This is a genomic window from Niastella soli (assembly GCF_017742245.1).
Lineage (GTDB): Bacteria > Bacteroidota > Bacteroidia > Chitinophagales > Chitinophagaceae > Niastella > Niastella soli.
Genome location: NZ_JAGHKO010000001.1, coordinates 1328526 through 1343723 on the forward strand (window position 1 = coordinate 1328526; position 15198 = coordinate 1343723).

The 15198-nt window shown below is 44.2% G+C and carries 10 protein-coding genes; 5 read left to right on the top strand and 5 right to left on the bottom strand.

The window, feature by feature from the left end:
* Positions 1-65: 65 nt before the first annotated feature.
* The 3 genes from ypfJ to J7I42_RS05340 all read right to left on the bottom strand — a co-directional run bounded on the left by ypfJ (position 66) and on the right by J7I42_RS05340 (position 4493).
* Entirely contained in the window at positions 66-917 is an 852-nt protein-coding gene (ypfJ, locus tag J7I42_RS05330) for a KPN_02809 family neutral zinc metallopeptidase (protein WP_209137734.1), read from the bottom strand.
* A 46-nt stretch (positions 918-963) separates the two neighbouring features.
* Positions 964-3327: a response regulator gene (locus J7I42_RS05335; protein WP_209137735.1), complete on the bottom strand. Its 2364-nt coding sequence runs from the start codon at positions 3325-3327 to the stop codon at positions 964-966.
* A gap of 299 nt (positions 3328-3626) precedes the next feature.
* Positions 3627-4493 carry an OmpA/MotB family protein gene (locus J7I42_RS05340; RefSeq protein WP_209137736.1) on the bottom strand — a complete coding sequence of 289 codons (867 nt, stop codon included), beginning with the start codon at positions 4491-4493 and terminating at the stop codon, positions 3627-3629.
* Between the two features lie 836 nt (positions 4494-5329).
* Between J7I42_RS05340 and recA the strand changes: the two genes are divergently transcribed.
* On the top strand, positions 5330-6337 hold the full coding sequence (gene recA, locus J7I42_RS05345) for a recombinase RecA (RefSeq protein WP_209137737.1): 1008 nt from the start codon (positions 5330-5332) through the stop codon (positions 6335-6337).
* 525 nt (positions 6338-6862) lie between these two features.
* Here the strand turns inward: recA and J7I42_RS05350 are convergent.
* Complete coding sequence (locus J7I42_RS05350) at positions 6863-7492, bottom strand: T9SS type A sorting domain-containing protein (protein ID WP_209137738.1); 630 nt, start codon at positions 7490-7492, stop codon at positions 6863-6865.
* Between the two features lie 162 nt (positions 7493-7654).
* Between J7I42_RS05350 and J7I42_RS05355 the strand changes: the two genes are divergently transcribed.
* The 4 genes from J7I42_RS05355 (at position 7655) to def (ending at position 14368) form a co-directional block, all read left to right on the top strand.
* Positions 7655-8107: a methylglyoxal synthase gene (locus J7I42_RS05355; RefSeq protein WP_209137739.1), complete on the top strand. Its 453-nt coding sequence runs from the start codon at positions 7655-7657 to the stop codon at positions 8105-8107.
* A gap of 166 nt (positions 8108-8273) precedes the next feature.
* The gene (uvrB, locus tag J7I42_RS05360) at positions 8274-10313 is read left to right on the top strand and encodes an excinuclease ABC subunit UvrB (protein ID WP_209137740.1); all 2040 of its coding nucleotides are present in this window, start codon (positions 8274-8276) and stop codon (positions 10311-10313) included.
* A gap of 536 nt (positions 10314-10849) precedes the next feature.
* On the top strand, positions 10850-13723 hold the full coding sequence (gene polA, locus J7I42_RS05365) for a DNA polymerase I (RefSeq protein ID WP_209137741.1): 2874 nt from the start codon (positions 10850-10852) through the stop codon (positions 13721-13723).
* 60 nt (positions 13724-13783) lie between these two features.
* Positions 13784-14368, top strand: coding sequence for a peptide deformylase (gene def, locus J7I42_RS05370; RefSeq protein ID WP_209137742.1), 585 nt, complete (start codon positions 13784-13786; stop codon positions 14366-14368).
* Here the strand turns inward: def and tmk are convergent.
* Positions 14361-14990, bottom strand: coding sequence for a dTMP kinase (gene tmk / locus J7I42_RS05375; protein WP_209137743.1), 630 nt, complete (start codon positions 14988-14990; stop codon positions 14361-14363). The two genes, def and tmk, sit on opposite strands and share 8 nt — an antisense overlap.
* Positions 14991-15198: the final 208 nt, after the last annotated feature.

Genomic DNA, 15198 nt, shown 5'->3' on the forward strand with positions numbered 1-15198 from the left:
ATACCAGCTTAAAAAATAATGCCACACAGGAAGGCAATTGCTGATCTAGGGATGTAGAGAATTTGTTAATTTAAAGAGGGATCATTAAAGGTATTGCCTTTGCTTACATCGCCGGTTTCGAACCCTTTTTTAAACCAGTACACGCGTTGTGCTGAAGTTCCATGGGTAAATGATTCCGGTACTACCCGGCCCTGGGCTTCTTTTTGTAACCGGTCATCGCCGATGGCATTGGCAGCATTCAGCGCTTCCTCAATATCATTTTCTTCCAGGATGTGCTTCATTTTTTGCGCATGATGCGCCCAAACCCCGGCCAGGAAATCGGCCTGTAATTCCAGCTTAACAGAGTATTTATTGTATTCTTCCTCGCTCAATTGTTGACGCAGCCGGTTCATTTTATCGCTGGTGCCATTCAGCTTTTGAATATGATGGCCCACTTCATGCGCTACCACATACGCCATGGCAAAATCGCCGGGGGCGTGTAACTGGTTTTGCATATCTTCAAAAAACGACAGGTCAATGTATACCTTTTGATCGCCAGGACAGTAGAAGGGACCGGTAGCAGAACCGGCCATGCCGCAGGCGCTTTGTACAGATTCTCTGAAAAGGACCAGGGTGGGGTCGGTATAGGTTTTACCGGCCTCTGAAAACAGCTTGCCCCATACATCTTCGGTATCGGCCAACACCACTTTTACAAAACTGGCCCGTTCTTCATCCAGCTTTTGTTCTTCGGCACTCATTTCTTTGGCAGGCACCTGTTGCGGTAATACCTCGTTCAGGTTTGACGTATCTCCACCCAGGAACACCTTCAATAAAATGACAATTACGCCAACAATGCCGCCGCCAACGGCCAATCCTCCGCCTGATATTCCTCGGCGGTCTTCAACATTGCTGCTTTCGCGTCGTCCAGCCCATTTCATATTAAATGATTTACTACAAAAATAGGTAGAATAATGAGAAGGGGGATTACTTCAAATGTTTCAACAACACCCGGAATAATTCATCGGGATTGAATGGTTTTACCACTATATCGGTAAGGCCGGCGCTTTGAACATCCTTTTCTACTTCGGCCGGCAGGCTGGCGGTCAATGCAATGACCGGCAGGGTAATACCCCGGGCACGTAAGCGTCGGGTGGCTTCAAACCCGTCCATAACAGGCATGTTCAGGTCCATCAATATCAGATGATATTTACCGGGGCCAATTTTTTCCAGTGCTTCCTCCCCATTGGTGGCCACTTCTACAATGGCCCCGCTGCGTTCAAGCAACGATTGTGCCACCATAATATTAAATGGATTGTCTTCCACCACTAAAATATGTACGTCCTGTAGCAGTTTATCTGAAACAATGGGCGCATTGCTTTGGTCTTCTGTTGCCACCTGTTCATTACTCAAGGCAAAATTTTGGGCGAAGAAGAAAACCGATCCTTTCCCCGGCTCGCTTTTCAAATTCAACACCACGCCCTGCAAATCCAAAATACGCTTGGTAATGGCCAGGCCAAGACCGGTTCCGCCATAACTGCGCGAAGTAGAAGAGTCGGCTTGTGTAAAACGATCAAAGATCAATTGTTGCTTTTCGGGCTCAATACCAATCCCCGTATCAGTGACTTTTATGGCAAGGGTTACTTTGTCTTCAGCGAGCTTCTCCACCTGTATCGCCAATTCAACCGAGCCCTTCTCGGTGAATTTGATGGCATTCTGTACCAGGTTGAAAATTACCTGTGATGTGCGGGTAGGGTCGCCGATTATTTTTCGGGTAAGGCGGGTATCGACAGTGGTGTTTAAAGTGATTTCCTTTTCAACTGCTTTACTACTCAGGCCGCCGGTGATATACTGGGCAATGGAACCAATGTCCATCGGGATCATTTCAAAATTGATCTTTCCGGCTTCTATTTTATTATAATCCAGAATATCGTTTACGATCGATAGCAGGTTATTGGCCGAAAACAATAACACGTTCAGATTCTTCTCCTGATCCCTGCGCGGGGTATTGCGCAACATCAGGTGTGCCATGCCAATGACCACGTTCAACGGGGTTCTTATTTCATGCGACATGGTTGAAAGAAACTCTGTTTTGGTTTTTAGACCCTGCTGGGCTTCATCAGCGGCCTTCCGGAGTGTATAGGCAAACCGGTGCGATAATACCAGCGATTGTAAAAAGAAGAAGAGAACATAACCAATAAAAACGATCCATTTCTCCGTTCCTACCACCTGGAAGTAATTCAGGTTGATGATCAAAAACACCAGCAACATAACGCCACAGCTCATCAGCGCAAACACGGCGCCTATCCGTTTGAATTTTACAGCCCTTATACAAATGAATAAGGCAAAGGCAATATAGAAGAACATCACCCCCAAAAACGGCATAATGCCTTTGGTAAAAATGTGGGGTGGTGTTGTTACGATCAACCCTGTATACAGCAAACAGATCCAAACAACAGCATTTACTATATACCGGTTGGCATCCTTGGGATAAACGCTCTGAAAATATCGGGAAAACAGGGCAACCCCCAGGGTAAGACTCAAATATTCCAGCCGGATGGTCACAAACCAGCTTAGGTTAGGAAACACCGCATGTAAAATATAGAGGCTAGTGCCCACCGTTCGGTAACTATATACTATGCAGAACAAAGAGAAATAAAGGATGGCTTTATCGCGACTGCCAAATGCATAAAAACCAAAAAAGAACAACCCGCCCATAAACAAACAACCGGCCAGCAGCACGTCATAAGCCCTGTCCCGTCGTAGATTTAAGGTGATCTTATTACTTTGCCCAATGTATAGATGCTTGTAAGTGCCGCCCTTTGTATGCCAGAAGTTGGCAACCTGCAGTAATAAATGTACTGTATCTGTATTGGGCAGGTTAACCATTTGTGTACACCAGAAAGGAACCGCAGTTTGCTTAGAAGTGTCGGGTCGCCCATTCGCTAACAGTAAGGAATCATTTATAAACAACCGATACGAACAGTACACATCGGTCATTAACAGGGCCAGGTGAGGCCGCTTTTGGGGTAGCAATATGGTGAGTGAATAGGTAGCATACCCTTCAACAGGGAGCGTTTGTCCATGCAACCTGATCTTATTCCAAAGAGAGGGGTAAGTAACAAAGTCAGCGGGGGTTGAAATGGTATCGCCCGGTTGCAATAACCGGCGCCAGTAAAACTGCCACTCGCCATCCAAAGAAGCAGATTGATGCTGCAGATCCACCGCCCTAAGGTCTAACACGCCCTGATGGGCTGTAACGGCAGCCAATGGATCATCTTTTGCCAGACAGGCAGGCAAACAGCCCCCTATAAATAGGGTAACGAGGATGATCCAATGTGCATGTTTCATAACAACCGGTCAGGGCAATTTTCAGCAGGTTACGTTATTCAAACGAATCATCACTGAAAAAATGATCGAAAGGCGGACAAATTATCACATATATGGGGATTGAAGAAATAATAGCGGGTTTACTACTAAAATTAGATACCAATCTTTCTTTTTTAGGGTAGAATCACTTAAAACAATAGCCGTATTAACAATGTTGCAGCCACAGTTTGCGGTTTTCTTCGGGCATATTAGAATAGCATTAGAAATAAAAAAGCCCCCCGATTAGCGGGGGGCCTTTTAAAATCCGGTATCGGTTATGTTTATTTCTTGGGTTCAAGCAATTTGAAGAACTGATCGAGCTGTGGTAAGATCACGATCCTTGTTCTGCGGTTGGCAGCGCGGCCAGCAGGTGTATCGTTTGGTGCTACAGGTAAATATTCTCCGCGACCAGCAGCTGCAATATGTGCAGGGTTTAAACCATATTGGTTTTGCAATACACGAACAACGGCAGTAGCTCGGTGTACACTCAGGTCCCAGTTGTCGAGCAGAACGCCTTTGGCAAATTTCTGGTTATCGGTATGGCCTTCAACCATGAACTCGATATCGGGCTGGGCGGTTAATACCTTGGCCACTTTACCTAATACTTCATTTGCTTTTGGAGTAATTACATAGCTACCGCTGTTGAACAACAGTTTATCAGAGATGTCGATATATACTACACCTTTGTCGACCTTGATATTGATATCCTCATCGGCCATGTTGCCAATAGCGCCTTTCAGGTTCATCACCAGTGCCATGTTCAAAGAATCTTTACGTGCCATAGACGCTTGCAGGTCCTGGATGTAAAGGTCTTTTGCACCAATGTTTTCCAGTGACTTTTTGATGCTTTCAGCTTGTGAAGAAGAAATAACTGAAAGGTCCTGCAGTTGTTTCAACGCCTGGGTGTTGTTCTCTTTCAGGAATTCATTTTGCTTTTTCAGGTTATCGATCTCGCCTTCGAGGCTGGCTTTGTTACGGGCATATTCGGCCTTAGCATCTTCACAGCCTTTCAGATCGCCCTGGAGTTTGGAATAATTACCACTAAGCTCATTGTATTTTGCAACTTCGCCTTTATATTTTTTTGAGCTAACACATGAAAAAAGTAACAGAGAAGAAAGCCCTGTAAATAAAACCTGTTTACAATTCATATAGTATGTTGTTTTAATTGTTTGATCTATTACCCCAAATCCTCTTCCTGGTTATTGGCCCCAGTACGCAAGTATTGTGCCGGTAGCCGCAAAGTTATTGATGAAACCAATAAACATCTTTTGCAAACTGAGATAAATACTTAATTTAAGTTTGTTTTAGTAAATTTTTTCTGCTAATAGGTGCTATACAAACAAATGTATCAATAATTTATAACCCTATGCAACCAGCAAAAAGCGGGAACAGTCATGTAATGTTGGCCATAGCCCATTTTCTTTAAAGCAGCTGCCGACTAACGTAGATTATTAAGCGGCAATACTTCTACATCTACACAAAAGATATAGTTTATTGGCAACCCGAATTCAAGCTTTGTACAACTTCCATAAAACTGGTTAGTAATATGTATGCCAGGCCCCTTACTTTAAAAATTTTTGTGGAGCAATCATATTAGTCACATTGTCACAAATACTCACTTGTAAACGAACAATGCATGCAATAAATAATTATATGAAGGCGACGCGGGGTTAAAAAATACCACTAAGTGGTATTGATTGATATTGTTAATTATTGTCACTTTGTTGTCCCACATGGGGTTTCAGCCATTGCCTTTTCCGAAGTAGTTTTCTCAGAAATTTCATGTGGGTAACCCTGCTACGTCGCGCTGGCAGGGTTTTTTATTGCCCTTCCTTCCTTTTTCTTACCATATGTGCTGCCCTGGCGCCCGCTGTTTTCCAACCAAAATAATTAGTGCTACAATACTAAAATAATTAGTGTAGATAATATAATTTTCTCTACATTTGGCAATCGGTAAATTTGAAAGCATTAAAAACAACCCATTATGGCAGAAAATGAAAAAGCAAAAGCGCTTAAACTAACTATAGATAAAATTGAGAAAGATTTTGGCAAGGGAAGTGTGATGATGATGAACGAAAAGTCAACGGAACCGCATGAGGTAATCTCTACCGGCTCCATTGGTTTGGATGTGGCGTTGGGTATCGGCGGCTTGCCAAAAGGCCGTATCGTTGAGATCTACGGACCTGAATCTTCCGGTAAAACAACCATTGCAATACATGTGATTGCAGAAGCCCAGAAAAAAGGTGGGATGTGCGCCATCATAGATGCGGAACATGCCTTTGACAGCCTTTACGCTAAAAAACTGGGTGTTGATGTGGATAACCTGCTTATTTCTCAGCCCGACTATGGAGAGCAGGCCCTCGAAATAGCAGACCGCCTTATTTTATCAGGCGCCCTGGATGTGGTGGTAATTGACTCCGTGGCCGCCCTGGTGCCCAAAGGCGAGTTGGAAGGTGAAATGGGAGATAGCAAAATGGGTTTACAGGCCCGTCTGATGTCTCAGGCCCTGCGTAAACTCACCGCAACCATTAATAAGACAAATACCATTTGCATCTTTATTAACCAGCTGCGTGAAAAGATCGGCGTTATGTTCGGTAACCCCGAAACCACTACCGGTGGTAACGCCCTGAAATTCTACGCTTCGGTTCGTTTGGATATTCGCCGTAGCGCACAGATCAAAGACGGAGACGAAGCCATCGGTAACCGGGTTAAAGTAAAAGTGGTAAAAAATAAAGTAGCTCCTCCTTTCCGTGCCGCAGAATTTGATATCGTATTCGGTGAAGGAATTTCAAAAACCGGGGAAATAATCGATATGGGCGTGGAACTGGGTATTGTAAACAAAAGCGGAAGCTGGTTCAGCTACAACTCTGATAAACTTGGCCAGGGACGTGATGCGGTTAAAACGTTGTTAGGTGACAATCCTGAGCTGGCGAATGAAATTGAGACCAAGATCAGGGAAAAGATCAAAGAAATGCAACAACAAGCTTCATAGGTATTCGATCAGCTCCGTAATACCTCCCTCAAATAAACGGGTATTACGCTTAGTTGCTGATCAGGTTCAGTTGAATTATATGGGTTAGTAAGTAAAAAGTCCTCTCGATATCTCGGGAGGACTTTTTTTTTGTAAATACGTTAGTAAGGGATCTATATCGGGTAGGTTAGTACGACAGTTCTATAAAATAAAAAAGGGGTCTGAATAGAAATTCAACCCCGCTTTTAAAATCCAATATCCTATGAAAAACCGAGGTAAAAATAGTGTTGAAATCTGATATCTGCAATACCATTTTGTGGTAATAGTAAAAATACCAAGCTAATTGGGACATTCAATAGCTGTTTCTGCGTATAAATACATACAATATTTAACTGCGTAATTATAAGCAAATCAAAATACTATACATTATAAAACAGGCCCGTTTGGAAGTAAAGTGTAAGAGGTCAGGAAAGTTATTGACATTTTTAAATATAAGGCCTTTGCGTTTGCTAGTATCGGTTGAGCATATCCCGGCAACACCCGGGTTTAGTTCTTTAACAATTTTTCCTGGGTGAGTAATCCCGTATTGTGGTTGTTAATACGCAAAAAATAGATGCCCTTTTCAAGCGTGCTTACATTAAGCGTTTGTAATCCCTGCAGGTTATTTAAACCCATCCGCTGTTTACCCGTAGCATCAACAATTTGGATATCGGCTACAGCCTCAGACCGGATGATCAGGATATTATCTACCGGGTTGGGATAAAAGCGAAAGGAAATATCACCCGCCACCAATGCCTCTACTGATCTGGAGAAGGCCTGTTGAAAACCACTCTTACCGGAAAAACGTACGCGGTACAAACTACGGCCTCTGGTTGGTGAATCGTCTATCCATTCATTATCGGGTTTAATATCTGATTGCTTTATCACGGCCACCACCTCAAACTCACGGCCACCGCTGCTTCTTTCTATGGAAGCAAATGTAAACGAAGTATCCTCGGGCTGTTTCCAGTTTAAAACAACCTTTGAATTTTCACGAATATTCACACTAAGACCAGTAACAAAAGAAGATGTATCTGTAGAATCGGTATTGCCCACGGGTATTGCCGATGGTGCTTCCTGCGCTGTACATACATGCACAAGCAGGCATATAAAATATACAAGTACGCCTTTCTTCATGGAATTTAATGGGTCAAAAACTCAAGAACTTCACTATTAACAATTACTATGCCCGATTGTGGAAAACGTTTGACGGGCTAATAAAATTCGTGCTGGGCAGTTAAAGTTTTTCAAAAGTCAATTACCTTGTTCCCGCTTATAAAACAACCAAGAACATAGTTTATGCTTAGAGTAAGAAAACTAAATGCCCGTAAACGTATTGCGTTAGTTGCGCACGATAACAAGAAGAAAGACTTAATTGAATGGGCAGAGTTTAATAAGACCGTACTGGCCCGGCATGAATTAATTGCCACCGGAACTACCGGCAAATTACTGGAGAACAGTCTTGACCGTCCGGTAAAAGCATTACTCAGCGGCCCCTTGGGTGGCGATCAGCAAATTGGTGCCCTTATTGCCAGTGGCGATCTCGACGTGCTGATCTTTTTCTGGGACCCCATGGAAGCACAACCGCACGATAGCGATGTAAAAGCATTATTACGGGTAGCCATTGCCTGGAATGTGATTGTTGCCAATGACCGCGCTACCGCCGACTTTATACTCACCTCTCCATTGATGAGCGAAGAATACATGGTGAACATCCCCGATTATACTTCTTACCTGAACCGGAAAATTTAACGTTTAATATAGCCTCCCGCCGCCCGGGTTGCGCAATCATCCCGAACATTTAAAAGCCAGGATCGTTTATAATAAACCTCCCCCTTTCCAAAGTTTACACACTTTGGAAGGGGGTTATGGGGTAAATTTGAGAACTCAATTGAGTCTTATTCTATCCTTAAACATTATGGCTTTTAAATTACACGCACCATATCATCCATCCGGCGATCAACCGGAAGCCATTCGTCAGCTTGTAACCGGGTTGAACGAAGGTGAACAATTTCAAACCCTGCTGGGAGTAACCGGTTCTGGTAAAACCTTTACCGTTGCCAATGTTATTCAGCAGGTTCAAAAACCTACACTCGTACTTACCCACAACAAAACTCTGGTGGCACAGTTGTACGGCGAGTTCAAACAGTTCTTCCCCGAAAACGCCGTAGGGTATTTTGTTAGTTACTACGATTACTACCAGCCCGAGGCTTACATGCCCGTAAGTGATACTTATATTGAAAAAGACCTGAGTATCAACGAAGAACTGGATAAACTGCGGCTTCAGGCTACCACCGAGCTGCTTAGCGGCCGCCGGGATATTATCGTAGTGGCCTCCGTTAGCTGTATTTATGGTATTGGTAACCCCGCTGAATTTGAAAACGGGATCATTCGCATTCACCAGGGACAGGTAATTTCCCGCCAGGGCTTTTTACATGCACTGGTGAACTCCCTGTACATGCGTAGTACTGTAGATTTTAACCGGGGTAACTTCAGGGTGCAGGGCGATACAGTAGACATCAACTTGCCCTACGTAGATTTTGGCTATCGGGTTACTTTCTTTGGTGATGAAATAGAGACCATTGAAAGCATTGATATAAAGACCAATAAGCGAATTGGAATGGTGGAGAACGCCGCCATCTTCCCGGCCAATCTGTACCTGGCACCCAAAGACATGATCCAGCAGATACTGGCCGAAATTCAGGATGAATCTGCCGCCCAGGTCGCTTATTTTAAAAGTGTAGGCAAGTTTATTGAGGCCCAGCGACTTAATGAACGGGTGAATTACGATATAGAGATGATCCGTGAACTGGGTTATTGTAATGGAGTAGAAAACTATTCCCGGTTCTTTGACCGCCGTTATCCCGGTACCCGGCCTTTCTGTTTAATCGATTACTTTCCAAAGGATTTTTTATGCGTGATTGATGAAAGCCACCAAACCGTACCCCAGGTAAGTGGTATGTATGGGGGCGACAGAAGCCGTAAACTGGTACTGGTTGATTATGGATTCCGCCTGCCGTCTGCATTGGATAACCGGCCCCTGAACTTTCATGAGTTTGAGTCCATGCTCGATCAAACCATATTTGTATCGGCCACCCCTGGCGATTATGAACTGGATAAAACCGGTGGGGTGGTGGTAGAACAGGTTGTGCGCCCAACCGGACTGCTTGATCCCCCAATTGAAATTCGCCCCAGCGTGAACCAGATCGATGACCTGCTGGATGAAATTGACAAGCGTGTTCAAAAGGGCGACCGCGTACTGGTGACAACCCTCACCAAACGCATGGCCGAGGAAATGGACAAATACCTGCACCGCATTAATATTAAATCGAAATACATTCATAGTGAGGTAGATACCCTTGAACGGGTGGAGATCTTACGTCAGTTACGCCTCGGCGAAATTGATGTACTGGTAGGGGTGAACCTGTTAAGGGAGGGGCTTGACCTGCCAGAGGTATCCCTGGTTGCCATTCTGGATGCCGATAAAGAAGGGTTCCTGCGCAATGAAAAATCCCTTACCCAAACAGCCGGCCGTGCGGCCCGTAACGTTGATGGTCTGGTGATCTTTTATGCAGATACCATGACCGAAAGTATGCAACGTACTATAGATGAGACCACTCGCCGTCGCGAAAAACAGATCGCCCATAACACTTTACATGGTATTACGCCCAAAACAGTAATAAAATCGCGCGACCAGGTTTTTGCACAAACCTCCGTGTTGGATATCAAAGGATTTGATCCTAACAACCCGCATGCAATTGCACCAAGTGAAGACCTGGTAACATATGCGGCGGAAGAACAGGTGGTTTATCAAACCATTCCTCAAATGGAAAAAGCCATTACAAAAACAAAGAAGGAAATGGAAAAAGCGGCCCGTGACCTGGATTTTATGGAAGCAGCCCGCTTACGTGATGAGATGTTTGCCCTGCAAAAACAATTGCAGGAAATGAAAGGGTAATCCCCAGTTAAAATACGGACTAGTAACCCTGAGTCGATAATTTGCTAGCAGATAATAGAAATATTTGCAGGAAAATTACCGTGTGCTATATACTATTTCCAAAACCCTTCCGTTTTTTAGGCGTCCAAAACCCAACCCCCTAAATCCAATTTTTATCACAATGAGAGCCCGTCGTATGCGTCGTCGCTTATTTAATTTATTTGCATTTGCCTGTTTGGCATCTGCGCTTTGCCTGATCAAATTTTCAAAACCGGAACCTACACCACATCCAACCACCTTGAAATCTGTTCATGGGGTAAATGGTGCAACCGCTTCTATTAGCAAGACACATTAATTTAACAAAGCAAGCAGGGATACATCTAATTATTCTCCATACATCTGGTTAACAACAGGTGGGGAATACTCCAATATTAGGTTAATTAGCCATCGGGTTATATACCGGTATAACTATCGGGCCGATGGGCTAATTAACCAATTTTTTTAGCATCATAGTTGCTAACTTCGGGGCATTGTGAATTTTAATTGGAGGATACCATATGGAGAATCAATCTACTGAAAAGAAAGTTTTTTTACTCGACGCCCTGGCACTGATCTTTCGTGCCTATTATGCCCTTATCCGCAACCCTCGAATAAGCTCAAAGGGAAAGAACACCAACGCCCAGTTTGGGTTCATTAATACCCTGCTCGATCTGATCAACAACCAAAAGCCAACGCATATGGCTGTTTGTTTTGATACGCAGGCTCCCACTGAACGGCATACTGAATTCTCCGACTATAAGGCAAACCGTCAGGAAGCTCCTGAGGACCTGCTGGCGGCCATTCCTGATATAAAAAGAATTATCCGCGGTTTTAATATCCCGGTGCTTGAAGTGGATGGGTTTGAAGCCGATGATGTTATAGGCACCTTGAGTAAAAAAGGGGCTGCTGCCGGTTATGTGGTATACATGGTAACCCCCGATAAAGATTATGGTCAGTTGGTAGATGGTAACATTAAAATTTACAAACCCGGTTATCAGGGTGGCGATGCAGAGATCCTCGGCGCCAAAGAAGTTTGTGAAAAATGGAACATCAAAGAAGTGCACCAGGTTATTGACATCCTGGGCTTAATGGGGGATGCGGTGGATAATATCCCGGGCATTGCCGGTGTGGGTGAAAAAACAGCAGCGAAGTTGCTGGCCGAATATGGAACGTTAGAAAATGTGCTGGAAAATGCCGACAAAATAAAAGGGGCACTGGGTGAAAAAGTACGTAACGGTAAAAACGCAGCGATCCTGTCTAAAAAACTGGCCACTATTATTACCGATGTGCCCATTGAATTCCATGAAGAAGATTTCAAATTAAAAGAATGGAATAAAGATCTGCTGAAAGAAGTATTTGTAGAGCTGGAGTTTAAAACCGTGGCCAAGCGTATTCTGGGAGAAGATATCTCTATTGTTCCCGGCGCGGTCCCTCAAGGTGTTCAAACCGATCTGTTTGGCCAGCCGATAGAAGCAGGAAAGTCAAAGGCCGAGGCAAAAGCGTCCAAAACAGACCAGTCAGAAGCAGTTGGAGATACAGACCGGGCCGTAGACGGAGACATTGTTCACGCCGGTAAAAACATTCATAATACCCCGCACCAATACCGTACTATACAGGAAGAGGCCGCTATTAACAGCCTTGTAAAAGAATTACTCGAGGAAAAAGAGATCTGCTTCGATACCGAAACTACAGGTATAGACGCCAATGATGTGGAGCTGGTAGGTTTAAGCTTTTCGTCCAAGCCTGGCGAAGCCTATTATATTCCCTGTCCGGCCGATCAGGAAGCTACGCGCACCCTTCTAAAACAATTTGAACCCGTATTCAATAGAGAAGATGTTTTATGGATTGGTCAGAACCTGAAATACGACATGCTGGTTTTGAAGTGGTACGGCTACGAATTAAAAGGGGAAACCTTTGATACCATGCTGGCCCACTATGTAATTGAGCCCGATGGCAAACGCAGTATGGATATGTTGAGCGCTCAATTCCTGGGGTATGAACCTGTTCATATTGAGGAACTGATTGGCAAGAGAGGTAAGAACCAGCTGAACATGCGTGACGTGGCCATTGATAAGATCAGCGACTACGCCGCGGAAGATGCCGATATTACTTTACAGTTGAAACAGGTACTATCGCCGCTTATCAAAAGCAAGGAAGTAGAAAAGGTTTTCAACGAAGTGGAAAATCCCCTGGCAAAAGTGCTTATGGGAATGGAATATGAAGGCGTTAAAGTGGATGTAGATTTTCTGCGCGAGTACTCAAAAGAGCTGGAGCGGGAAGCAGCCAAAGCTGAAGACAGCGTGTATGAGCAGGCGGGCGTTAAATTCAACCTGGCTTCGCCCCGGCAATTGGGTGAGGTGTTGTTTGAAAAATTAAAACTCGACCCCAAGGCTAAAAAAACAAAGACTGGCCAATATGCTACCGGTGAAGATGTTTTGTTGAAACTGGCAAACCAGAACAAGATCGTTGAAGACATTCTGGCGTTCAGAGAACTGACCAAATTGAGATCGACCTACGTAGATTCACTGCCTGAGCTGATCAATCGCAAAACCGGCAGGGTACACACCTCTTATGCACAGGCTGTTGCAGTAACGGGCCGCCTCTCCAGCAACAACCCGAACCTGCAAAACATTCCTGTTCGTACCGAAAGGGGCCGGGAGATCCGTAAAGCATTTGTACCGCGCGATAGCAACCGGGTATTGATCTCAGCTGACTATTCGCAAATAGAATTGCGTATTGTGGCCGGTATCAGTGGCGATCCTGCTATGTGCGAGGCATTCAAAAAAGGCGTTGATATCCATACTGCCACCGCCGCAAAAGTGTATGGCGTAGAAGAGTCGGCTGTAACCAAGGAACAACGCTATAAAGCCAAGAGCGTGAACTTTGGTATTATCTATGGACAGGGCGCATTCGGGTTGGCCGATAACCTGGGTATCAGCCGCACAGAAGCCAAAGAAATAATAGATAATTATAAAAAACAGTTTGCCGGCATTCAGAAGTACATGGATGACACCATCAACTTTGCCAAGGAAACTGGTTTTGTGCAAACCATCATGGGTCGTAAACGTTGGTTGAGGGATATTAATTCGTCCAACTTTACTGTACGTGGTTTTGCAGAACGCAACGCCATTAACTCACCTATTCAGGGTACTGCTGCTGATATGATCAAATTGGCGATGGTGAAGATCTATCATGAATTCCGCAAACATAATTTTGAATCAAGAATGATCCTGCAGGTGCATGATGAATTGGTGTTTGACGCCGTGAAAGAAGAAGTGGAGACCATCAAACCCATTATTCTTGAATGTATGCGCAGTGCACTGCCATTACCAAATGGAGTCCCTGTTGAAGCAGAACTGGGATCAGGCATCAACTGGCTGGAAGCGCACTAAATCTTCTTCAACGCCGCTCAGCAATGCTGAGCGGCGTTTCTTTTTTACAGTAAGAAAAATATGCAACTACCTATCTTATCTTATGGTCATAGCGTTTTGCGGGAGCAATGCCATGATATTGACTCCGGTTATCCCGAATTGACCAAACTCATTGAAAATATGTGGGAAACCATGTATGGTGCCAATGGGTGCGGCCTGGCCGCCCCCCAGGTAAATGTGCCAGTCAGGTTGTTTTTGGTAGATAGTAAAACAACCTACGATAAAATGGATGATAGAAGCCGGGAAGACTACTTTGCGGCAAATGATACCGGTATAATTGAAACTTTCATCAATGCCGCTATTATCGACGAATCAGAAGAGGTATGGACCGATGAGGAAGGCTGCCTGAGCATCCCTGCGCTGGCAGAACCCATTACACGTCCCTGGAGCATTACAATGGAATACTTTAACCGGGAATTTATCCGACAAACAAAGACCTTTTACGGCACTACAGCCCGTATGATACAGCACGAGTACGATCATACCGAGAGAGTGCTGTACCTCGATCACCTGAAACCTTTAAAACGAAAATTGCTACAGGGTAAGCTGGAAAAGATCTCCAAAGGGTTGGTAAAAGCCAAATACCCGATGAAATTTGCTAAGTAAGCATCGATGCTACTTTTTGCCAGATATCTCCGGCAATCAGCTCAGGGGTTCGATCACCATCAATGGTACATATCTGCTCAACGGCTTTTAATTTTTCAAAAGCCTCCAGATACTTTGAACGTACCAGCTTTAGGTTATCGAGCGTTTCAAACAATTCGATAGTATCTCTGTTGGCGTGCAAACGCTGCATACTTATTTCAGGAGAAACATCAATGAAGATATTCACATCAGGTCGCAGAATATTTGCACTCATGGCATTGGCCTGTATAACCCAATCAATGTCCATATGCGCGCCCTGGTATGCGTAAGAGGAAAAATAATAACGGTCCATGATCACCGTGAAACCTTCTTCCAGTTTTTTCACAATACCATATTCTTCGTTCAGTAAATGATCAAGCCGGTCGGCCACGAACAAACCAGCAATAATACGATAGTCGGCCTTGGTATTTCCCTTCAGGATATCCCTGATAAGTTTACCAATATAATTGTTAGTAGGTTCAAACGTGCTGTATACTTTGTGTCCCTGCCTGGTCAATTGATCGGTCAGCAATTTTGTTTGCGTGCTTTTTCCGCTGCCATCAATCCCTTCCAGGGCAATAAAAAGATTGTTCCGCTGTTTCATAACTCGCTCAAAAGTACACGTAAAAGACTAAATGACAGCGGTTACTGGTAACCTTGTTAAAAAGTCATTAATTTGGGCACCGAAAGTACACTCCTTTAACGTTTGTTTTGTCTAATGTTTTGCAAAAGCTGAGGCCCTTTACAAACCTCTAACTAAAACTACCATCTATTGGTAGTAAATTAACATAAGAATTTGCCCTGTAATATTT